Source organism: Nonomuraea sp. CA-143628 (genome assembly GCF_050942315.1).
Lineage (GTDB): Bacteria > Actinomycetota > Actinomycetes > Streptosporangiales > Streptosporangiaceae > Nonomuraea.
Genome location: NZ_CP192072.1, coordinates 7535880 through 7557811 on the forward strand (window position 1 = coordinate 7535880; position 21932 = coordinate 7557811).

The window sequence follows — 21932 nt, forward strand, 5'->3', positions numbered from 1 at the left end:
CCTCTACGGGGTTGACTGGGCTTTGACGGAGTGGTCCCATCTCCAGTTGTTAGGAAGCCTTCCTAACGAATTCGGCAGAAGGGCCAGCCGTGCACTCTCCAGCTCGGGCTCGCTTACGCTTACGCCCGCTGATCCTGCTCCCCCTCCTCACCCTCCTGGCCGCCACCCTGACCGCTCTGCCCGCGCGGGCGGCCACGGTCCGCTACGAGGCCGAGAACGCCACCGTCGTCCAGGGCGTCGTCGAGGCCAACCACACCGGCTTCTCCGGCACCGGCTTCGTCAACGGCGACAACGTCGTGGGCCCGTACACCGAGTGGACGGTCAACGCCCCCGCGGCCGGCACCGCGACGCTGGCCATCCGCTACGCCAACGGCACCACCTCGGCGCGCACCGCGGACGTCTCGGTGAACGGCACCGTCGTCTCGGCCGGCCGTTCCTTCGGCACCACCGCCAGCTGGAACACCTGGGCCACCTCCACGCTCACCGCGACCCTGAACGCGGGTGACAACAAGATCCGCGTCACCTCGACGAACGCGGGCGGCAACCCGAACCTCGACTACCTGGAGGCCACGGTCGCCGACGCGCCCGCCACCGAGTACCAGGCGGAGGCGGCCACCCTGTCGGAGGCCAGCGTCGCGACCAACCACACCGGCTACACCGGCACCGGCTTCGTCGACTACGTCAACGCCGTCGGCGGGTACATCGAGTGGAGCGTCAGCGTGGCCGACGCGGGCACCCACACCCTGACCTTCCGGTACGCCAACGGCACCACGGTGACGCGGCCGATGGACATCGCCGTCAACGGCTCCGTGGCCGCCGCCGGAGTGAACTTCCCCAGTACCACCAACTGGGACACCTGGGCCGACGGTCAGGTCACGGTCACCCTGAACGCCGGCGTCAACACCATCCGCGCGACCGGCACCTCCGCCAACGGCGGCCCGAACGTGGACCGGCTGTCGGTCAGCGGCTCCGGCGGCCCGGACGGCCAGGCGCCGAGCGTGCCCGCGAGCCCCCGCGTGACCGGCACCTCGGCCAGCAGCATCTCGCTGGCCTGGAACGACTCCACGGACAACGTCGGCGTGACCGGCTACAAGGTCTACGAGGGCACCACCGTCGTGGCCACCTCGCCGACGGCCAGCGCCACGATCAGCGGCCTGACCTCCGGCTCCACCCACAGCTACACGGTCACCGCCGTCGACTCGGCGGGCAACGAGTCGGGCCACAGCGCCACGGTCACCGGCACCGCCACCGGCGGCACCACCGGGCCCACGGCCGACCAGCTGCTGGCCAAGGTCACGGCGTGCAGCCAGATCTCCAACGGCAAGTACAAGACCGACTCCGACGTCAGCACGGCGACGGTGGCGGTGTGCGAGAAGACCGGCGCGGTGTTCTGGAAGGGAGACATGGACATCGACTGCGACGGCGTACGCACGACGCAGTGCAACGAGGACACCGACTGCTGCTTCCAGAACGAGACGTTCTGCCAGACCAGCTCCGACGGGCCGCTGAACGCCGCGCAGCTCGCCTACATGGTGGTGCCCAGCCCCAGTAGCACCTGGGACTACCGGACCAAGGGCATCGGCTGCGGGACGGTGGTGGCGATCGTCTACAACGGCCAAGTGGAGTACGCCGTCATGGGTGATACCGGACCGACGGGCATCATCGGTGAGGCGTCCTACCGTACGGCCGCCGACCTGGGCATCAACCCCGACCCGAGCAACGGCGGCACCGACAGCGGCGTCACGTACATCGTGTTCACGGGGTCGGGCACCAAGGTCTCGACCATCGAGAACCACACCCAGGCCACCACCCTGGGCAGGACGCTCGCCCAGCAGTTCCTCAACAACAACTGAAACCGCGCGGCCGGGGTAGAGGCGTCCGGGTGAACTATCACGTGATCAGGATCCCGGAAACCCACCTCTCCCCCGGCCTCATCCTCGACGCGCCGGCCGATCCGGTCGACTTCCTGCTGGTGTTCGGCGACGACGACGCGGAGTCGCGGGCGCGGCTCCTGAGCGACGACACCGGGCGTCCGGTGCTCCGGGTGGGCGGGTACGTGACCGGCCGGGGCACCGTCGTGCAGGAGCGGCTGTGGGCGGTGCGGGAGATGGCGCCACGCGACGGCCACCTCAGGCTCCGGCTGGGCGACTCGATCACCTGACCTTTGGGCACTGGGCACCAATACGGGCCGCCGTTGGCGGTTTCGGTCGCCCGTACGGGTGGTTTGGGCTAGTTTCGCCCTGTGCGTGCTCTAGTCAGACGGGCCGGTCGGCTGCTGACCGGGCTCGCGATCCTGGCGCTCTCGCCGATCGCGGGCCTGGCGGCGCTGGCCGGCATGGCGACGATCGGTGCCCCTCCGGACGTATTCGCCGTCACGGGGCTCGCGGTGTTCGCGTCCGTGCTCTTCCTCGGCCTGCTGCTGTGCGTGCCGAGGCCGCGTCCGGTCTGGGGGCGCTGGCTGCGGGCCCTGGCCATCCTGTCGGTGGAGGCCGCCGTGGTCTGGCAGGTCACGGCCGCCACCCTGCACGCCCCGCCGGACGCGTCCGCGCCGCCGCCCGCCGTGGCCGGGCAGCGGGAGTGGCGGCTGGCGACGGGCTCCGAGCTGGCCTACGTACGGCTGACGCCCAAGCGGGCCACGCGGCCGGATCCGGTGGTGTTCCTGCACGGCGGGCCGGGCACGGCCGACCTGGCGGGCGACTCGGCGTTCCTGACCGGGCTGAACGCCGACGGCTACACCGTGTACGCCTACGACCAGCTGGGCGCGGGCCGGTCCGCGCGGCTGACGGACCCGCGAGGGTACGGCCTGACCCGCGACGTGGCCGACCTGGAGGCGATACGGCAGGAGATCGGCGCCCGGCGGCTGATCCTGATCGGCCACGACTACGGCGCCCGGCTGGCCGCCGCCTACCTGGCGGAGCACCCGGACCAGGTGGCCAAGGCCGTCCTGACCTCGCCGGCCCCGCTCGACGGCCAGGAGAGCGCCTCCCCCTTGCCGCTCAACCCCTCGGCGACACCCGTCGGCACCCCGGAGACGGCCTCCCCGTCGGCCTCGGAGCCCGTCAACCCTCCGGAGACGACCTCCCCGTTGATCTCGGAGGCGGCCTCCCTCCTCGGCCTCAGCCGCCCGCCATCGCCGCGGCTCCTCGCGGTCTACACGCTCCTGCGGGCCGACCCCCAGGCCGCGCACGCCTTCGCCGGAGACCGCGAGGTGGAGGCCGCCTACGGCACCGGCTACGCCGGCCTGGCCCAGCGCGCCGCCCCGGACGGCCTGCGCCGGGGCCTGACGGCCTCGACCGCGCCCGCCCTGATCGTCAAGGGCGCCCACGACCGCCGGAGTTGGTCGGCCGCCGCCGACTACCGCGCCGCACTCCCCCGGGCCGAGCTCGCCTACGTGGCGACCGGCTCATACCGGGGCAAGCCTTACCTGAACGTCCTGCGCGCCTTCCTGGCAGGCCGTCCCGTGCCGACCTACGACGGAGCGGGCCCGCCACCCGGCTATCTGGGCCCCCGCTGACGACTCAGGGTATGAACGGTCCTTCGCATTCGCTATGGAAACCTGAGGTTCTGCTGTGACCTCGTAGCGGCTTTGTTGAGGTTGGCGGCGGTCATGCTCGTGCCCTTGGCCAGCGGGGTGCCCCGGAGCCGGTCTCGATCTCGTTGTCCACGCTGTGGCCGTGGAGGTGCACTCGCAGGGTCACAGCCGTGGCCGGTGAGCGGTTGTTGCTGTGTGGTCTGGCGTGGATGGGGTGTTGGCTCGTAGTGGGCTGGGGGTTGAACGGTGTCCGGCGGATATCGCTCAACTGTTCTATCCCCAGCTGCAAACTCTTGGTAGCGTTGCCATTACGCATCGTGCGGATGGGGGTGGCGGGAATGCAGGTCATGTGGGGCACGTATCGATGCCGCCTCGCCTCGATGCCCTCTGGCAGCGGGGACGGCGCGTGAGTACGCTCACCGCGACCGCGACCTGTACCGCCCATGCCGCCACGGTGGAGAAGACCGGTGAGGTCGTCGCTCACCCGCTCCTGGCACAGCGGGTCGCCTGGCTGACCGGTCTGGTCCGGGATCTCACCGCCCGTATTGTCGCTGCCCGGTGGACTGTGGCTGATCTGGATGCTTTGGCGTCCGGGCGGGCCTTGGACCGGCGGGTGTTGCCGTCCAAGGGCTGGATGGCCGTCCGGCGGCTGGGCTGGGGCGTGAGCTGTGCGGCAGGGGTGTATGTGTGCGATCGGGTGCTGCGGTGTGCGCAGGAGCAGGCCGCCCGCCTGTTGCGACTGGCACTGCACCGGCGCGTTGTGGTGGCGGCGATCGTGGCGACCTGGCCGCAGGATACGGGTGCGCGCACCGGCGCCGAATGGCAGGCGCTGCGCGCTCTGCTGCCCGACGGGGTGAGCGCGGCGGACATCCGCAACCGGACCCGGCAGATCCGCGCCTACCTCGACGAGCATGGCACCTTCCCGGCCGATCTGACCGAGTTGGAAGAGCCGCCGAACGTTGCGGCGCAGGTGGCGCTGGCGGCGGCCACCGGCAACTGCTCACCCTGGAGCGCACCGGCGAGCGCGGCGCCCTGTTGCGGGTGCGGCTTCCCCTGGTCGAGTCACCCACCTGCCGCGGGGACTGGGCGTGGCATGTACTGCGGCTCGCGTTGCCGCCGACCGTCGCGCCGGAGGCGGCGTTGTGCGCGCCTACCGTGCGGGTGGGCAAGGGCCGGGTGCGTGTCGATCTGCCATTCCAGATCTCGATCGCTGTCGCGCCCGCTACCGGCCATACGGTCGGGTGCGGCTTCGACTGGGGCCTCAACACCCTGCTGACCGGCACGGTAGCGGAATTGGCCGAGGGCCTGGAGATCGACAACAGGCGCGTGATCGGCGACGGGCGGCCGCTCACCTACGATGCGCGCGGCATCAGCGCCAAACTGCACCGGTTGCGGGCCGAGCGGCAGCACCTGGCCGCCAAACACCGCCACCTGGAACGGCTCCTGGCCGGGATCACGCCCGCCGACCCCCGCCACGCCGCTTTGCGTACGGCCTGGCAGCGCATCGGGGTCGAGCACGAACGGCTGTGCGCCCGCATCCGGAACCTGAACAAGGCACTGGCCTGGTCGGCGGCACGCTGGGCGGTCGACCAGGCGGTGGCCGCTGGGGCGACGGTCATCTACCTAGAAGACCTGGCCACCCTGGAAGCACGCGGCCGCCGAGGACGCGCGAACGCCCGCCTGTCGGGACAGGTACGCGGACAGATCGCCGAGGCCATCCGGCACCTGGCGGCCAAGCACACCATCGCCGTGGTCACCGTCCCGGCACGCGGCACCTCCAAGTACGGCCCCCGCTGCGGGACCGGCACCTCGCCGCTCACCCACTGCCCGGCCCCCGACCGGCTCACCGAGAAAGGCTGGACCTGGGCGTACTGCCCGGCCTGCGGCCTGTCCTGCGACCGGGACCGGGCAGCCGCCGAGCGGATCATCGCGCGTGGCCTGCTCGGCCAAAACGCCACCCGCACCCACCGCTCCACCGGCGCCCGCACCATCGCCACCGTCGTGGAAGGCAACGTGGCCCGCGCCCGCCGACCGCGCAAACCCACCCGAGCCGCCCGCCGCGCCCGCCGCACCCGAACCGACCTGCACCCCCGACCAGCAGCACGCGACCGATCCAAGAACCGCCCCACCCCGAAACGCCCCACCCGCACCCCCAACAACCCGAACAACAACCCAGCCGGCCGCTCAGCCAACAATCCGGCCGACCAAGCGATGACCTCCAGCCGTGTGCCCGACCGGCGCACGGTGCCCGCCCCACCCCCTCCAGGGAGTGGACAGCGTCCGGCGGGCCATGCACCCAAGCCGGGACGGCACCAGCCGTACCGGACAGGGCACGTCAGGAACTCTCACCACCGGACCGGCTTCCACCACGCCAAAGCCACCCCCGTACTCACACAAACCGAGCACCGGGACAGCCCAAAGCAGACCACGCCCTTCCGGGTTGCCTGATTCCTTCAGACAACCACAGAGAATTCAAGACGCTTTGGGGGTGCCCGTGGCGCAATGCCCGACCTTGGTCCCCGCCACCTTCCACTCGGCGCCGGGGAACGGGGACATGAAGTGCGTCAGCAGGTCCACCGCGTAGTCGGGCACCTGGCCGCCGGGGTCGAGCAGCGACACCATCTGCGGGCCGTCCGCGCCGCGCAGCGTGATCGAGTTCGTGCCGTTCGCGGCGAAGCCCGGCTTGGCGTCGACGGTCAGGCAGGCCAGTTGCACGCCCACCGCGCTGATCGCCTGTTTGGCGCCGATGCGGCGCATCCGCTGGTCGTAGCGGCGCAGAGCGAGCGAGGTCACTGGTCCGATGCGGACCGTGTCGCGGAAGATGTCGTTGCCGAGCTTGCGGCTCAGCTTGACGTTCACGTTGACGTCGGGGCGCAGGCTCACCCCGCTGGCGGCGAGGGCGAGGCGACCGTAGTTCCCCTCGAAGCCGGGAGCGATGTAGCCGAGCGCGGGCGGCGCCTTCATCCCGAACGGGATCTTGCCCGGCCTGATCCGCAGCCACGCCATGCGGCGGATGTCCAGCGACAGGTCCTCGATCGTGCTCTTGCCGAGCCCGAAGTCGCCGCCGACCTGGTAGGACAGGAAGCCGGTGGTGTACGGGATCTCCTTGCTGACCGCGATGCGCTGCCGCGCGACCGCCTCGACGGTCAGCCCGCCGCGCACCTGGACCCGTCCTGTCGGCACCGGCCGGGACACCAGGTCGAGCGACTGGTCCGGGTTCAGCCGTACGGTGGTGTCGGCGGCCAGGTCGGTGACGTCGAGCGACACGTCGCCGAGCCGCCCCGTCCGGTCGATCAGCCCGCCTTCCACGCCGAGGTGGCCGTCGAGCGTGTTGACGCCGCCCAGCGCCTTGTAGGTGAGCGTGGGCATCCGCAGGTTCGCGCCGGAGGCGTCCGCGTCCACGCCGAATCGGGCCGGCACGTCGCCGAAGCGCAGTTCGCCGGTGCCCGCCCCGTCCACGGTGACCTTCGCGCTGAGGCGCTTGACGGCCGCGGAGTTCGTGACGCGGATGCGGGTCTGCGCGCCATAGCTGCCCTGTACGGCGACCGCGGCCGGGACCGGGTCGATGGCCACGTGACCGCGCAGGGTGCCCGCCTCGGCCAGCAGGTCGAGCGAGCCCAGCGTCGCGGCGGGCTCGATCCGGTAGTTCGCCTGTACGGCGTTGCCCTGGGTCACGTCGAACGGGCCGACGGACATGCTGGTGATCTTCGAGGGCAGTCCGGTGAGCGTGGCCCGCGCCTTGATCGGCACCGGCGCCAGGATCGTACTGGCCAGGTAGACGCCCAGCGAGCGGCGCTTGGGCGTGAATCCGGCGAACGTGAACGCCTTCTTCGCCAGGTCCACCGTGACCTGGTCCGGCAGGCCGGACACGTCGAGGTAGCCCTGGACGCCGAAGCAGCCGCGCTCCGTACAGAAGGCGCCCTGCCCGCAACCGGCGGACCCGGCGACGCAGCCGCCGTCCACCAGCGAGATGCCGCCGGGCACGGCCGGTGCGGCCGCCATGTTCTTGAGCGCGCCCGCCTTGCCGAGCCAGGCGCGGGCCGTCACGTCGAGCCGGGACCCCGAGTACGTGAGCGCGCCCCCGGCCGCCGAGACCGCCAGCCGGCCGGGCAGCGGACCTAGCCTGCCGAGCAGGCCGAAGCGCAGGTCGCCCCGGGTTACGTCGGTGTCGAGGGCGAGCGTCTGCCGGGCCGCCTTGAAGTCGGCGGTGAAGCCCTGGTCCGCCGGGCTGAACTCGACCGTGCGCAGGCCCTTGACCCGCACACTCGCGTCGAGGTCGCCGGTGGCCTCGTCGTAGTGGGCCGACAGGTGCGGCCCGGCGGGCACCTTGGCGCCGTCGTGGTTGGCGAACGCCACGGCCGCCGAGCCGACCGGGCCCGACAGCCCGCGGAAGCGGTAGGCCGGGCCGCTCCAGGAGGCGTCGAAGCGGGCGGGCACGCCGCTCACCTCGGCGGCGGCGGTGATGTAGCGGCCCTGTACGTTCGCGCGGGCCAGCGCGGAGACCGAGCGCACCGGGCCGTCCGAGGTCCAGGTCAGGGTCTTGGCGGCGGTGTCGGCCACCAGCTGGACGTGCTTGCGCACCCCCGACACCTCGGCCTGGACGTCCTCGCCCTGGGGCTTGGTGACGTACGCCTTGTTGGCGTAGATGCGCGCCTTGCCCAGCGTGGAGGAGGAGGCGATGTCGACCGTCGAGCGCTCCCCCAGCTCCCAACTGGCCTTGACGTCGTCTTGCACGCCCTGGATGGTGCCGTCGATCGTGGGCCCCGACCGGGTGTCGGTGTAGGCCGCCCTGATCTTGTCGATCACGCCGCTGGCCTGGTAGACGGCCTTGCGCGCGGCCGGGTCGAGGGTCACGTCGACCTTGGCGGGCGTGTTGGAGATCTCCAGCCTGGCCAGGCGGGTGCCGTCGATGCTGGCCGCGCCGAGGAAGGACCGGCCACTGGCGCCGACCTCCAGGTGAGCATGGGGCGCGGCACCGTACGTGACGTCGAATCCGGACAGGCCGGTCAGCAGCCCTGACACGCCGACCGCGTCACCGTTCTTGATCATCGTGACGTGGCTGCCGCGTGGGCTGGAGACGGCGCCGCCGTCGCGCTGCAGCACGACCGCGAACCTGCCGATCTTCGAGCTGGTGGTGTGCGTCACGCGGTGTTCGGCCAGGTCGTTAACCAGGCGCACCTTGGCGGGCAGCCCGCTGAGCTCGGCCCGCAGGACGGTCTTGGCGGCGGCCCGGTCGAAGTAGAGCAGCTTGGCCGACCCGGCCCGCGGGCGGCCCGAGTCGACGGTCAGGATCTGCTTGCCGTTCGTGGCGGTGTAGGCGGCGGTCATGGACGGCGGGGCGCCGCGCACCTCGACACTCGCTGCCCTGGCGAGAGCGCCGTCGGCGTAGACGTAGTTGTGCAGCTCGGCGTGGCGGATCGAGGTCGTGCTGTTGAAGCGGAGCCGGGCGCCGTCCTTGCCCCGGGTCAGCCCGATCTTGGCCTTGGTCGGCATCTTGTCCAGCGTCGCCTGGGTGTAACGGCTGCCGCTGACGGCCAGTGCTTCCAGCTTGGCGCCGGCCGAGCTGGTGACGTCCAGGGTGGTCGAGTCGAGGTCCACGTCGACCGCGAGCTTCTCGGTGGCGGGCGTCTGGCGCAGACTCACCACGCTGCGGCCGGTCAGCCCGGCCACGATCGCGGCGGAGGCTCCGGGATCCGTACGGTCGACGCTCGCCTTCACCCGCTTGCCCGTGAGGTCGACGGTGAAGGTGCCCCAGTCGGCACCGGACAGCGACGCGCCCCGGTGCAGCCCGTCGAAACCGACCGACACCCGGCCGTCGTACTCCGCCCAGACCTGCGCCTTGAGGTTCGTCTCGGCGCCGGGCAGCCGCCTGACCGCGAAGCCGAGCCCGACGGAGGAGTCCTTGGGACTGGCCGTGGGCACCAGGTCGGCGGCCAGGTCCGGCATGCTGTCCCCGGTCACGTCGGCGGCGGCGGGCACGCCCACCGGGCGGGTGACCGAGCAGGAGACCGGTACGGCCTCGCTCTCCACGCAGAGCCGGTAGGTCAGCGCGGACACGACCTTCTGGGAGGCGAGCCGGTCGAACAGCCCGGCGACCGGGTTCTTCACCGCCAGCGTGGCCGCCTGACCGGTGTCGGGCAGCAGCCGCTTGGGATCGGGCCGCGACGCGCCGACGCGCTTGGCCGCCTCGGCGGTGATCTCGTTGACGAGCGTGGGCCCGGCGGGCGTCGTCACCTCCGGCGCCTGCGGGCCGACAGGCTCCGAGCCCGCGTCCCTGCGGGCCGGCGACGCCTCCATCGGCACGTTCACGGCCGCGGGCGCCGGCTGCCGTACGGCGGGCACCGGGCGGATCTTGGGCTTGGCTACCTGTTTGTCGTACGGCCGTTCGTACGACGGCGCCGCCGCGTGCGCGGTGACGGGCACGACCGCCAGGGTCGCGCTGATCATGGAAGCGGAAACGAGCACGCGCCCCAAGGCGTGCCATGGATACCGCACGGAACAGTTACCCCCGAAGCGGTCTCAATCAACCCATCAGAAACATAAGTCACGAGACGACCACACTTCATCACTCACCGTCAAATCGGATCCGACATGGGACCCCAACCTCGGCAAATGTCCGGACGGATGTTCTGGCACGACCTGGCACAACCGGAAAAGGGGCGAGCGGGGAAGGCGTCCAGCCCGATGTTCGCCCTCGCCCAGAGGGCAGGCCAGATCCGCCCACCGGCTCTCCAGGTCCATGTCTCCCTCACGGAGCAACGCGCGAGGCGGCCAGAGCGACGACGGCCCGCTCACGCGCTATTGGGTGAGCGGGCCGTTCGGTGGGCGGGGCGGCAGCGGGCGGTTCGGTGATTGGGCGGTTCGGCGAGCGGACGGCTCAGGGACGCCTGAATCCGGTGATCTCGCGGCCCCCGATGGTGGTCGGCCGGTTGGCCTCGGCCATCCGGTACCAGGCGAGCGCTCCCGCGGCCACCGCCGGCGCGAACTGCGCGCAGGAAAGGATCACCATGGCCAGCCGCGTGCCGAGGAACTCGGTGACGGGGCGCAGGGCGGGATTGATCCGGGCCGCGATTCCGGCGCCCGCGATGGCGCCCAGGCTGACGGCGGAGAACACCAGCGCGATCTTGTGGATACGGTCGAGGTCCTGGACCGTATCGGACAGCGCGGCGGACAGCCGGCGTGTTCTCTCGGTCAGATGGTTGCCCGCGGCGATGAACTCGACCAGCCTCAGGTCGGCGGAGTCCTTGGCGAGCCCGTCCCAGGACGCGGCGATGGCCTCCCGGACGGCCTTGGTGTCGTGTCCGAAGATCTCTCCGCATTCGTAGGCGATGTTGTCCCAGCCCGAGATCGCGCGGTCGAGGTCCTCGTCCGATGGGACGACCATGGAGAGCCAGGCGAGTCCGGCAGCCGCCGCCGTATAGCAGAACGCCTTCGCGTACGTCAGATTCCTCAGCGTGGCCTGGCTCCGCTCGGCGATCTGCGACAAGTTAGCTCTACGGAGTTCAGGGCTGGACCGGAAGGTGTTCCGCACCCATGCCTCGTCCTTGGCCGCACGGAGCAGTGTCTCCTCCTTCTCGTACGCCACGCTGAACCGGGACACCAAGCCCGCCGCCGCGACGGTCGCACCACCGGTGAACGACCACGGAAAGGGCGTCTTCAAACTATAGGGATCTCGGTCGAAGTAGGGCTCGGGAACGTCGGTGGGCTTCGCCTCCTGGGATTCGGCCACGGCGGCGAGCACCGCGCGGGCGTTCTCGCTCTCAGCCGTGCTGTAGCCGGCCTCGGTCTTCTTCAGCAGGCCGGCCAGAGTCGTGGCCTCGTTGTCACCGTGGCGGAACTCCTGTTTGAGGTCTTCCCAGGTGTTCATGTACTCGTGCCGGGCAGGCCACTCGCACGCCGCGCTCAGGGCGAACATGCCGAGCGAGACCTGATTTCCCGCGAAATAGTGCGAGCCCAGATCTTCCGCCGCCGTCTCCAGGCTGATCTCCGCGTTCGCGAAGCCGCCCTTCCCGAAGACGAATCCGTCACGAGCCATGTGACCATCCCATCGCGTAGCAACCGTCTCGAAGTGTGATCAAACGCTATCGCTTCGTGAGCCCGCTCGGAAAACGCGTCGTGGAGCGGCAGGGCCGCTGGCTAGCGTGTGCGCGTGCATATCTACCTGGAGACCGATCGCCTGACCCTGCGCCGCTTCACCGAGACCGACGCCGACGACCTCGTCGCACTGAACAACGATCCCGACGTGATGCGATACCTCAACGGCGGCAAGGCCACCCCGCGCGAGGTGATCGTCGGCGAGATCCTGCCCGCCTTCATCAGCGGCGGCCACTTCTTCGCCGCCGTCGAGCGAGAGACGGGCGAGTTCCTGGGCTGGTTCCACCTGCGGCCGTCCAAGGACGGCGCCGAGGACGAGCCCGAGCTGGGCTACCGGCTGCGCACGTCGTGCTGGGGCAAGGGCTACGCCACGGAGGGCTCACTGGCCCTCATCGACAAGGCGTTCGCCGAACTGGGCGCCCGCCGGGTCTTCGCCCAGACGATGGCGGTGAACCGCGGCTCCCGGCGGGTGATGGAGAAGTGCGGGCTGCGCTTCGTACGGACGTTCTTCCAGGACTGGCCGGACGCCATCGACGGCTCCGACCAGGGCGAGGTGGAGTACGAACTGCTCAGATCAGACTGGGCGGCCCGCCTGAAGCGCTAGGCCCTTGTCTCACGCAGCCGCCGCGCGGGCCGGAGTATCCGCGGGCCAGGTGGGGTACGTGATCACCTACCACAGCGGCCGCACGATAAGGAATCCCCCCGTGGCGCATACCAGTCCACCCGGCCATCTCGAAACGAACAGCGGCGAGCAGCCCAGCCTGAAGCAGGTGATGGGCCCGGGGCTGTTGCTGCTGTTCATCATCGGCGACATTCTCGGAACCGGCATCTACGCGCTGACCGGCCAGGTCGCGGGCGAGGTGGGGGGCGCCGCCTGGCTGCCCTTCGCCATCGCCTTCTTCGTCGCGTTGATCACGGCGTGCTCGTACCTGGAGCTGGTAACCAAATATCCGCAGGCCGCTGGAGCCGCGCTCTATGTGCACAAGGCGTTCGGCACGCACATCCTGACCTTCATGGTGTGCTTCGCCGTGATGTGCTCCGGCATCACCTCCGCCTCCGCCGCCTCGCGGGCCTTCGCCGCGAACCTCAGCACCGGATTCGGGCTCGACGTCGGCAATGGCGTCATCCTGATGATCGCTCTGGGTTTCATGCTCCTGGTCCTGGCGGTCAACCTGCGCGGCGTCGGCGAGAGCGTCAAGATCAACGTTGTGCTCACCGCGATCGAGCTCTCGGGACTGCTGCTCGTCATCGTGATCAGCCTGTACTTCATCTCCGGCGGGAACGCGGACTTCTCCCGCGTCGTCGCCTTCGAGACCCCCGAGGACAAGAGCGTGTTCCTGGCGGTCAGCGCCGCCACGTCGCTGGCGTTCTTCGCGATGGTCGGGTTCGAGGACTCGGTCAACATGGCGGAGGAGACGAAGAACCCGGCCCGGATCTTCCCCCGCATGATGCTCACCGGTCTCGGGATCACGGGGCTGATCTACGTGCTCGTCTCCATCTGCGCCGTCGCCGTGGTCCCCGTCGGAAAGCTCGCCGACAGTGAGACCCCGCTGTCGCTGGTGGTGCAGACCGCGGCCCCCGGCTTCCCGATCGCCGACCTGCTGCCGTTCATCTCGATGTTCGCCGTCGCCAACTCGGCGTTGATCAACATGCTGATGGCCAGCCGGCTGCTCTACGGGCTGGGCAGGCAGGGCGTGCTGCCGGCCTTCCTGTCGACGGTGCACCCCACGCGCCGCACGCCGCAGGCGGCGATCCTGTTCACCACCGCCATCGCGGGCGGTCTCATCACCTTCGTCTCGCTGGACCCGGAGAGCCCGGTCGTGGCCCTGCTGGGCGGGACGACGTCGCTGCTCCTGCTCGCGGTGTTCGCGCTCGTCAACCTGTCCGTGCTCGTCCTGCGCAAGGACCGGGTGCCCGGCAAGCACTTCAAGGCGGGCCGGATCCTGCCCGTGGTGGGCACGTTCACGTGCGTCTACCTGGTGCTGCCGTGGTCCTCCGGGCGTCCGGCCGGCCAATACCAGATCGCGGGTGTACTGCTGGCGATCGGCCTGGTCCTGTGGATCGTCACCTGGTACGTCCGGCAAAAGGAAAGCGTGAACCGTTGAGCGTGGGCGGAAAACGGGGCTAGGCGCTGAGCGCCGGTGCGCCGGGTCCGCGGCCGAGCAGCAGCGCCCCCAGCCACAGCACGGCCATCCCCACCGCGACCAGCGCCGAGTCACGGCCGACTCCGAGCATCGCCACGGCCAGCACCACGACCCCGGCCGCGACGACCAAGGCGCTGAGCGAGGTGACCCGGTGCAGCCCCGCCATGATCCCGGCCAGCACCAGCAGGGCCACGAAGAACAGCTGGGCCCCCACCGAATACACGACCAGCTCCACCCCCGGATACCCCCGCACCTGGTCGAACACCGCCCGCATCGCCGCCCCGTCCGCCGAGGTGAACCCGGCCACCAGGTCGATGACAAGCTGCGCCACGTTGGCCAGGACGCTGAACAGCGCCACCCCGGTCGCCGCCCACACGGCCGCCTTCTGCCCGCGCGTCGTGGGCGCCGCCATCCGCCGCAGCTCCAGCACCATGACGCCGAACAGCAGGAACCCGAGCAACCACACGACATGCGCGGCCGTCCACCACGGACCGGGGACGAGATCGCCGCCGATGGGACGCATGAGCAGCCAGCCGCCGAGGAAAGCGGCGGGGCCGGCGGTGAAGGAGGCCCTGGCGACGCTGTTCGCGAGGCTGTTCGCAGGGGTGTCGGTGGAGATCATGCCACCACGATGCCGCGCCGCCCCGGCCCGCATCATCGGTGATCGCCCCTGACCCGTCCCTGGGAATCGCCGACGCCATCTCAGGGCAGGCCTGGTGCACTGGTCAGACCAGTTGCTAGGCTGGCCGCCATGACGGCATACGACGCGTTGTTCCGCCTGGATGGGCGGCGTGCTGTGGTGATCGGGTCTGGAAGCGGGATCGGGCGGGAGTCGGCGCTGGCGCTGGCCGCGCACGGTGCCGAGGTGGTCTGCGCGGACCTGGATCCCGCCGCCGCCGAGGAGACCGCGAAGCGGTGCGGCGGGGCGGCGTCGCGCGGGGTCGATGTCCTCGACGCGGACGCCGTACGAGCCCTCGCCGCCGAAGCGCCCGCCGACGTGCTGGTGTTCACCGCCGCCACGAATGTGCGCAAGCGACTGCTGGACTACTCCGGCGAGGAGTTCGAGCGGGTCGTACGCCTCAACCTGCGAGCCTCGTTCGACGTGGTCCGCGCGTTCGGCGCCGGGATGGTGGAGCGCGGGCGCGGGTCGATCATCGGGTTCGCGTCGATCCGGGCCTCGGTGACCGAGCCCGGCCAGGGCGTCTACTCCGCCACCAAGGCCGGGCTGGTGCAGTTGCTGCGCACAGCCGCCGCCGAGTTCGGCCCGTCCGGCGTGCGGGTCAACGCGGTCGCGCCGGGCGTGGTCGAGACGCCGCTGACCCGGCAGATCAAGGACGACCCCGCCTGGTACGACGCGTACGCCGCCAAGAGCGCGCTCGGCCGGTGGGCGCGGGCGGAGGAGATGGCGGGCGCCGTGGTCTACCTGGCGAGCGACGCGGCGAGCTTCGTCACCGGCTCCGTCCTGTACGTGGACGGCGGCTGGACCGCCGTGGACGGACGCTTCGACCCACCCAACTGAGCGGCCGACGCGTTGACCGGCGACGCCGGGTCAGGACCCGCGTAGCCGGGTCACGACCCGCACCATCTGGCCAGGACCGGCCTCGCCAGGTCAGGGCCGGCAGAGTCGGCCGCGCAAGGTCTCGCCGACCCAGCTCTCCCAGCGCTCGCGTGACCAGCCGCGCTCCCGGACGAACAGCAGGTAGAGCTCCGGGCTGAGCAGCCCGTACAGCACATCAGCGGCCTCCTCCACCGGCAGGCCCGCCCGTGCGCCCGGCTTGCCGGCCAGCGCCTCGGCCGCCCTTTGCTGGACGACGTAACGCGGGTCGACGTCGTGCGGCCACAGGGCGGCGACCTCGGGGTCGCTCGCGGCCGCCGCCTCCAGCACCCTGCCGATCGGCGCGATCCGCTCCAGAACCGCTGTCGCGCCCGCGACGTAGGCGCGCAGCATGTCCTGGGCCGTGTCGGCGGCCAGCGCCGCGACGTACCACGGCCGGTCCATCGTCGCCACCGGCTCGTCGTCACCCGCGATCGTCACGTCGACCAGCTCCTTCAGCAGGGCGCGCTTGTTACCGAAGACGAAGTAGATCGTCTGCACCGCGACCCCGGCCCTGTCGGCGACGTCCTGCAGATTCGTCGCGCCGTATCCGTCCTGCGTGAACAGCTCCAATGCCGCCGTACGGATGCGCCGGCGCGTCTCCTTCGCCTTCTCCGCCCGTTTGTTCGGCCGCTTGACATCGCTCATGGCTAGAGTCTATCTCTAGATTTAGTCGCTAGAAGTCAACTCTAGAGAAATGGTCCAGCCATGTCAGTCATCAGCGTCACCCGTTTCCAGGCCGATCCCGCCGAGGCCGAACAGGTCCGGGCCCGGCACGCGACCCTGGTCTCCGCGGTCAGGGACAAGCTGCCCGGCCTCACCGAAGCGCGCCTCGGCCGACTCGACGAGGAGACATGGGTCGGCGTCTGGCGTTGGGACTCGGCCGCCAGCCTGCAAGCGGCCCGCCAGACACTGCCGGGCACCCCCGCGGCCACAGAGGCGTTCGGGGTGGCCCGCGACGTCACCGCGGAGGACATCGAGATCCTCGACGAACTCTGACCCCTGTCCCGGCCGCGGGATCTGAGACCGGGGCCCCAGACCGGGACCGGGGTCGGAGACCGGGGTCGGAGACCGGGGGCCGGGGTCGGGGTCGGAGACCGGGGGCCGGGGTCGGGGGTCGGGGTCGAAGACCGGCGGCCGGGGGCGGGACCAAGCGGGGCCCGACGCGCTCACCAGGCGACCGAACCGGTCTGTCCAACCTCGCGACGCCGAGGACCTCACATCCCCTTAGGGACGAATGATCGCCATCCGGGTGACCGTGAGCTCCTCGATGGCGAACCGGGGGCCCTCTCTCCCGGCGCCCGAGTCCTTGACGCCGCCATAGGGCATGTTGTCCGCTCGGAACCCCGGCACCTCGTTGACCACCACCCCACCCGCCTCGATCCGGTCGATCGCGGCGAAGGCCGTGGCCAGCGAGCGGGTGAACACGGCGGCGTGCAGGCCGTACCTGGAGGCGTTGACGGCGGTGAACGCGGCGTCCAGGCCGGGCACCGAGCGTACGCACACCACCGGGCCGAAGATCTCCTCGTCCCAAGCGGCGGCCCCGTCGGGCACGTCGGCGAGCACGGTGGGCGCGATGGCCCGCCCGTCGAGCCCGCCGCCGGTGACGAGCGTCGCGCCCGAGCCGCGTACCCAGTCGAGCACCCGCTCGGTCGCGGCCGGGTCGATCAACGGCGCCACCCGCGTCCGCGGGTCGCGGGGGTCGCCCACGACCACGTCCTTCATCCGCCCGGCCAGCAGCGACAGGAACTCCTCCCGCGCCGGCTCCTCCACCAGCACCCGCTGCACCGAGATGCACGCCTGCCCGGAGGCGTAGTAGCCGCCTCGCACCACCGCCGCGGCCGCGGCCTCCAGATCGGCATCGGCCGCCACCACGAGGGCGGCGTTCGAGCCGAGCTCCAGCAGTACCTTCGTGGGCGCCGCGCTCTTCGCGATGGCGTGCCCGGCCGCCGCCGAGCCGGTGAACGACACGGCCCCGATCCGCCGGTCCTCGACCAGCGTCTTGCCCACCTCGACGTCGCCGGTGACGAGCTGTACCCCGGCGGGAGGCAGCACGCCCGACTCGCGAAGAAGGTGGACGAGCCAGAGCGTCGCCAAAGGCGTCGCGGGCGCGGGCTTGACGATCACCGGGCAACCCGCGGCCACCGCCGGGGCGATCTTGTGCGCGGCCAGCAGTAGCGGGTAGTTGAAGCCGGTGATCCCGACCACCACCCCGATCGGCCGCCGCGTCCAGAACCCGATCAGCCCCTCCCCCGACGGCAGCAGGTCCAGCGGCACGGTCTCACCGTGCAGCCGGGCCACCTCCTCGGCGGCGGTGAGGAGCGTGACAAGCGTCCGCGCCACCTCGACCTGGCAGTCGACCAGCGGTTTCCCGGTCTCGAGTACGAGCAGGCGCTCGAACTCCGTACGCCGTGCCGCGAGGGCGTCGTGGGCGGCCATGAGCGCGGCGCGGCGGGCGTGCGAGGGGAGCGCGGCCATGGCGGGGGCGACCGCCAGCGCGGCCTCGACGGCCTGCCGGGCCAGCGCGGCGGTGCCGACGGGGGCGGCCGTCACCACCGAGCCGTCGTACGGGAAGACCACCTCGGCGGTGTCCTCGACCTCGACCCACCCGTCACCCACGGGCAGCCCGCCGGGCCAGTCTCTGGACCAGTTCTCCGGCCAGTCCTGAAATGTCACGCTACTTCCCCCAAGCGCTTGGAAACACGTCTCGATAGGCGGGCGCGCCGTCACGGCCGGTGGCGGCGAGCATGGCGTGCGCCACGGCCCGGCTGAAGACATCGGCCCCGGCGGCCAGCACGTCATGCAGGCCGGCGGCACCGGGCGCGTTCCGCCCGGCACCCACAGGCGCCGGCCCGGCGGCGCCTTCAAAACCCTGGATCCTCCCGGCGGCACCTTCCAGGCCCCGGCTGCTCCCGGCCGCACCTCCAATGCCCCCGGTGCTACCGGCAGCGCCGTCGAAGCCCGCAGTGCCGGGTTCGGGGCTGCCCGGCGCCGGGGACCCGACGAAGGGGAAGGGGAGGGCGCAGGTAGAGAGGCCGAAGATGGTGTCGCCGTCGACCATGGTGTGGGCGGGCCTGATCGCCCGGGCCAGCCCGTCGTGCGCCACGCCGGCCAGTTTGCCGCACTGCGCCTTGGTGAGCGTCAGATCGGTGGCCACCACGCCGATCGTCGTGTTGAACGACGTCACCGTGGCACCCGGCCAGGCCGCCACCTCGTCCTCACCGGGCTCGCGGAGGTGGTCGAACTCACCGGGCAGCCCGTAGCGGGTCCCGGACAGCCGTCCGCCGGTGGGGTCCAGCACGGACCCGACGGCGTTGACGACCGCCAACGCCGCCACGGTGACCCCGGAGGGCAGGATGACGCTGGCCGTACCGATGCCGCCGGCCAGCCCGCCCGCCACGGCGCCGGTGCCCGCCCCGACCGACCCGCACGTCCATGGGTCCGGGCCGTGGGAGTGGGCGGCGGCGTCGTACGCCTCGGCGCCCAGGGAGCCGTCCGGTACGGCTCGGAACGCGCCGCCACGGCCCAGGTCGTAGATGACGGCGGCGGGCACGATCGGCACCACGCCGCCCTCCACCGGGAAGCCGATCCCCGCGTCCGCCAGCCGGTCCATGACCCCGCAGGCGGCGCTGAGCCCGTACGCGCTGCCGCCCGTCAGGACGATGGCGTGCACCCGCTCCACCAGGTTGCGCGGGTCGAGGAGCTCGGTCTCCCGGGTGCCCGGCGCGGCTCCCCGCACATCCACCCCGGCCACCATGCCGCCGGGCGGCGCGAGCACGACGGTGGTCCCCGTGCGGTAGCCATCGCCCACCCGCTGGGCGTGCCCGACCCGCAGCCCGGCGACGTCCACCAGCGAGTTCGTCGCCCCAGCCGTCACACGGACCGGGTCCGACCCGGCCGTCATGACGCGGACCGGGTCAGGAAGCGCCGGGCCGCCTCGGCGAACACGCGGGTGCACCGCACGATCTCCGCCACCTCGACGTACTCGTCAGCCTGGTGCGCGATCCACTTGCCGCCCGGCCCGTACACGACCGACGGGATCCCGCCCCAATGCGTCAGCACCGTGCCGTCCGTGGACCCGGGCACGCCGCCGTACACGGGCGCGACGCCCGTCACGTGCTGGTGCGCAGCGGCCAAAGCGACCACCACGGGGTCGGAGACGGGCACGTCCACCGGCGGCCGATCCACCAGGATGAACACCTCCGCCGCGATCCCCTCGAAGGCCGCCAGCGCGGCCACTCGCTCGGCCACCGGCTTGTGCTCGACGCCGGGGATCGTCCGCACGTCGATGAAGACCGACGCGGTCGCGGGAATGACGTTCACCTGCTCCTCGGTCCCGGCCCGCACCACGGTCGGCGTCACGTACACCTCCCCGAGGTTCTCGTGCGCGGGGTGCAGCGCCTGCAGCTCCGTCTCCAGCGCGCGCAGCGCCACCAGCAGCGCCCCGACCGCCTGTACGGGGTTGCGGCCGTGCTGCGGCATCGCGCCGTGCGCCATCTTGCCGGTGAAGTCGACCCGCAGCCGCAGCGCGCCCTTGGCGACCGCGCAGATCTCCCCGGCCTCGGGCTCGGCCACGATGGCGCCGTCCACGTCGGCGGCCAGGCCGGAGGCGACGAAGTGGTGGGCGCCGAGCATCAGGCCCTCCTCGTCGGCCAGCGCGCACACCTTGATCCGCCCTGGGAACGGCCCGGCCAGCTGCAGGGCACGGGTGGCGTAGAGAGTGGCGGCCAGGCCCGACTTCATGTCCGCGCTGCCGCGCCCCCACAGCCGCCCGTCGCGGATCTCCCCGCCGAACGGGTCCACGGTCCACGTCGACAGGTCGCCCTCGGTGACCACGTCGGTGTGTCCCTCGAACATCAGCGTCGGCCCGTCGCCCCCGCCGCCCTCGACCACGGCCACGACGTTGGGCCGGCCGGGCGCGGCCTCGTCCACGACCGGCTCCCACCCCCACTCGCGCATCTTGGCGGCGACCAGCTCGGCGGCGGGCCGCTCGTCGCGGCCGCGCGCCGGGTCGTTGGTGCTCGGGATCCGGACCAGCGCCTGGGTGAACTCGACAACCCCGACCTCATCCACCTCGATCACAACAATCCCTCCAATGTCGGTACGGCCTGCGGCAGCGTCCGCGTCCAGGCGTGCTGCGGCGCGGCCCAGACCTCGTCCACGGGTCCGGTCTCCACGATCGAGCCGTCGTTCATGACCGCGACGCTCTCGCAGACGTGCCGTACCACGGACAGGTCGTGCGGCCTGCCCGCCCGTTGGATCCGCCACCGCCGCGGAGGCGGCCGTGGGCAGCAGGAGACCGCTCACGGCGATCCTGCGTGCCGATTCGCCTCATGTCTAACAGCCTCCTGGCTAGTGCACTGGTCGGACCAGTAGGCTACGCAGATTGCCAGTCCGCGACGACTCGGGTCAAGGGGCTCTCCCGGCAGACGATGTACGACTACTACGTGGGATATGTCCCGGAGAACGAGCGGCCCGCTCTGCGTGCGCACCCGGGGTAGCCAGGTGTTATGTTGCGGTCGTGGCGCGCGAGGATCCCGACGGACTGACGGAGGCGTTCCTTCGCGAGCCCCGTCGTTACACCAGCCACCAGGTCGCCGACATGGCCGGCGTCCCGGTCTACCGCGCCCGCAGGTTCTGGCGCGCCCTTGGTTTCGCGAACGTCGCCGACGACGCCGTCGAGTTCACCGACTCCGACGTGGCGGCCTTGCGGACGCTGCTCGGCATGGTGAGCGACGGGGTCTACGACGAGGAGCACGTGCTCCTGATGGCCAGGTCCCTGGGCCGGGCGACGGCGCGGCTGGCCGAGTCGCAGGCCGAGCTGGGCGCCGACGCGCTCGACCAGGCGGGTGTGCCGCTGAGCGAGCGGCCGAGGGCGTGGCGCAGGCGGGCGGATCGGGTGATGCCCGACCTGGCCCGGCTGCTGGTCTACGCGTGGCGGCGCAACCTGGCCGCCTCCGCCCACCGGCTGTCCGAGCAGGAGACGAGCGCGGTCCGGCTGACGGTGGGTTTCGCCGACCTGGTCGGGTTCACCAGGCTGAGCAGGCAGATCACCGAGACGGAGCTGGCCGGGCTGGTCGACAGGTTCGAGGGCCGCTCGGCCGACGTGGTGACCTCGGGCGGCGGGCGCATCGTCAAGACGCTGGGCGACTCGGTGCTGTTCGTGTCCGGGAAGGCGCACGAGGCGGCGGAGATCGGCCTGCGCCTGATCGAGACCCACGCCAAGGACAAGGGCATGCCGCAGCTGCGCGTGGGCCTGGCCGTGGGGCCGGTGCTCGGCCGGATGGGCGACGTGTTCGGCACTCCGGTCAACCTGGCCAGCAGGCTGACCGCGCTGGCCTATCCGGACACGATCCTGGCGGGCCCGGAGATGGCCGAGGAGCTGGAGGGCGACCGGGCTTTCGAGCTGCGCCCGGTCAGACGCCTGTCCGTACGCGGGCTGGGCGAGCTGGTCCCCTTCACGCTCAGCCGCCAGATGGACGGGGCAACCTAGGTCCGCACTCGATGCGTCCCTACCGTCGACAGGCGACGACAGGAGGCGGTACGTGGCGGACCGGGCGATATATCA

Annotated in this window: 16 protein-coding genes; 9 read left to right on the forward strand and 7 right to left on the reverse strand. The window is 71.5% G+C overall.

Annotated features, from left to right (window positions below; all coding sequences use genetic code 11):
* Positions 1 to 89 precede the first annotated feature (89 nt).
* The 4 genes from ACQP2T_RS34500 to ACQP2T_RS34515 all read left to right on the forward strand — a co-directional run bounded on the left by ACQP2T_RS34500 (position 90) and on the right by ACQP2T_RS34515 (position 5980).
* Positions 90 to 1853, forward strand: coding sequence for a glycoside hydrolase family 75 protein (locus ACQP2T_RS34500; RefSeq protein ID WP_433509066.1), 1764 nt, complete (start codon positions 90 to 92; stop codon positions 1851 to 1853).
* Positions 1854 to 1882: 29 nt separating this feature from the next.
* Positions 1883 to 2161 carry a hypothetical protein gene (locus tag ACQP2T_RS34505; protein WP_433509067.1) on the forward strand — a complete coding sequence of 93 codons (279 nt, stop codon included), beginning with the start codon at positions 1883 to 1885 and terminating at the stop codon, positions 2159 to 2161.
* A gap of 81 nt (positions 2162 to 2242) precedes the next feature.
* Positions 2243 to 3514: an alpha/beta hydrolase gene (locus ACQP2T_RS34510; RefSeq protein WP_433509068.1), complete on the forward strand. Its 1272-nt coding sequence runs from the start codon at positions 2243 to 2245 to the stop codon at positions 3512 to 3514.
* A 1059-nt stretch (positions 3515 to 4573) separates the two neighbouring features.
* The gene (locus ACQP2T_RS34515) at positions 4574 to 5980 is read left to right on the forward strand and encodes a zinc ribbon domain-containing protein (protein WP_433509069.1); all 1407 of its coding nucleotides are present in this window, start codon (positions 4574 to 4576) and stop codon (positions 5978 to 5980) included.
* Between the two features lie 24 nt (positions 5981 to 6004).
* Here the strand turns inward: ACQP2T_RS34515 and ACQP2T_RS34520 are convergent, their stop codons facing one another.
* On the reverse strand, positions 6005 to 9979 hold the full coding sequence (locus tag ACQP2T_RS34520) for a hypothetical protein (RefSeq protein ID WP_433509070.1): 3975 nt from the start codon (positions 9977 to 9979) through the stop codon (positions 6005 to 6007).
* A gap of 430 nt (positions 9980 to 10409) precedes the next feature.
* Positions 10410 to 11567 carry a hypothetical protein gene (locus ACQP2T_RS34525; protein WP_433509071.1) on the reverse strand — a complete coding sequence of 386 codons (1158 nt, stop codon included), beginning with the start codon at positions 11565 to 11567 and terminating at the stop codon, positions 10410 to 10412.
* Positions 11568 to 11681: 114 nt separating this feature from the next.
* On the opposite strand from ACQP2T_RS34525, the gene ACQP2T_RS34530 reads away from it, so the two are divergent.
* Positions 11682 to 12230 (forward strand): GNAT family N-acetyltransferase, encoded by a 549-nt coding sequence (locus ACQP2T_RS34530; RefSeq protein WP_433509072.1) that lies wholly within the window; start codon positions 11682 to 11684, stop codon positions 12228 to 12230.
* 100 nt (positions 12231 to 12330) lie between these two features.
* A complete protein-coding gene (locus tag ACQP2T_RS34535) occupies positions 12331 to 13731 on the forward strand; it encodes an APC family permease (RefSeq protein WP_433509073.1) in 1401 nt (466 codons plus the stop codon).
* 19 nt (positions 13732 to 13750) lie between these two features.
* Here the strand turns inward: ACQP2T_RS34535 and ACQP2T_RS34540 are convergent, their stop codons facing one another.
* Positions 13751 to 14392: a hypothetical protein gene (locus tag ACQP2T_RS34540; RefSeq protein ID WP_433509074.1), complete on the reverse strand. Its 642-nt coding sequence runs from the start codon at positions 14390 to 14392 to the stop codon at positions 13751 to 13753.
* Between the two features lie 129 nt (positions 14393 to 14521).
* Here ACQP2T_RS34540 and ACQP2T_RS34545 point away from each other — a divergent pair, with 129 nt between their 5' ends.
* Positions 14522 to 15289 (forward strand): SDR family NAD(P)-dependent oxidoreductase, encoded by a 768-nt coding sequence (locus ACQP2T_RS34545; RefSeq protein WP_433509075.1) that lies wholly within the window; start codon positions 14522 to 14524, stop codon positions 15287 to 15289.
* Between the two features lie 90 nt (positions 15290 to 15379).
* Here ACQP2T_RS34545 and ACQP2T_RS34550 read toward each other — a convergent pair whose 3' ends face one another.
* Positions 15380 to 16012, reverse strand: coding sequence for a TetR/AcrR family transcriptional regulator (locus ACQP2T_RS34550; RefSeq protein WP_433509076.1), 633 nt, complete (start codon positions 16010 to 16012; stop codon positions 15380 to 15382).
* A 60-nt stretch (positions 16013 to 16072) separates the two neighbouring features.
* Here ACQP2T_RS34550 and ACQP2T_RS34555 point away from each other — a divergent pair, with 60 nt between their 5' ends.
* Complete coding sequence (locus tag ACQP2T_RS34555; RefSeq protein WP_433509077.1) at positions 16073 to 16363, forward strand: antibiotic biosynthesis monooxygenase; 291 nt, start codon at positions 16073 to 16075, stop codon at positions 16361 to 16363.
* 228 nt (positions 16364 to 16591) lie between these two features.
* Here ACQP2T_RS34555 and ACQP2T_RS34560 read toward each other — a convergent pair whose 3' ends face one another.
* Genes ACQP2T_RS34560 through ACQP2T_RS34570 form a run of 3 tightly spaced genes read right to left on the reverse strand, consistent with a single transcriptional unit; the run spans position 16592 to position 20446 of the window.
* A complete protein-coding gene (locus ACQP2T_RS34560) occupies positions 16592 to 18040 on the reverse strand; it encodes an aldehyde dehydrogenase family protein (protein WP_433509078.1) in 1449 nt (482 codons plus the stop codon).
* 1 nt (position 18041) lies between these two features.
* Entirely contained in the window at positions 18042 to 19268 is a 1227-nt protein-coding gene (locus ACQP2T_RS34565; RefSeq protein WP_433509079.1) for a P1 family peptidase, read from the reverse strand.
* A complete protein-coding gene (locus ACQP2T_RS34570; protein WP_433509080.1) occupies positions 19265 to 20446 on the reverse strand; it encodes a M20 family metallopeptidase in 1182 nt (393 codons plus the stop codon). The genes ACQP2T_RS34565 and ACQP2T_RS34570 overlap by 4 nt, the downstream gene beginning before the upstream one ends.
* Before the next feature lie 439 nt (positions 20447 to 20885).
* On the opposite strand from ACQP2T_RS34570, the gene ACQP2T_RS34575 reads away from it, so the two are divergent.
* A complete protein-coding gene (locus ACQP2T_RS34575) occupies positions 20886 to 21857 on the forward strand; it encodes an adenylate/guanylate cyclase domain-containing protein (protein ID WP_433509081.1) in 972 nt (323 codons plus the stop codon).
* Positions 21858 to 21932 lie beyond the last annotated feature (75 nt).

Bases quoted from the DNA above. Each gene is read 5' to 3' on its own strand.
- ACQP2T_RS34545 (WP_433509075.1), top strand. From the start codon at position 14,522: ATGACGGCATACGACGCGTTGTTCCGCCTGGATGGGCGGCGTGCTGTG.
- ACQP2T_RS34540 (WP_433509074.1), bottom strand. From the start codon at position 14,392: ATGATCTCCACCGACACCCCTGCGAACAGCCTCGCGAACAGCGTCGCC.
- ACQP2T_RS34520 (WP_433509070.1), bottom strand. From the start codon at position 9,979: ATGATCAGCGCGACCCTGGCGGTCGTGCCCGTCACCGCGCACGCGGCG.
- ACQP2T_RS34555 (WP_433509077.1), top strand. From the start codon at position 16,073: ATGTCAGTCATCAGCGTCACCCGTTTCCAGGCCGATCCCGCCGAGGCC.
- ACQP2T_RS34525 (WP_433509071.1), bottom strand. From the start codon at position 11,567: ATGGCTCGTGACGGATTCGTCTTCGGGAAGGGCGGCTTCGCGAACGCG.
- ACQP2T_RS34550 (WP_433509076.1), bottom strand. From the start codon at position 16,012: ATGAGCGATGTCAAGCGGCCGAACAAACGGGCGGAGAAGGCGAAGGAG.
- ACQP2T_RS34565 (WP_433509079.1), bottom strand. From the start codon at position 19,268: ATGACGGCCGGGTCGGACCCGGTCCGTGTGACGGCTGGGGCGACGAAC.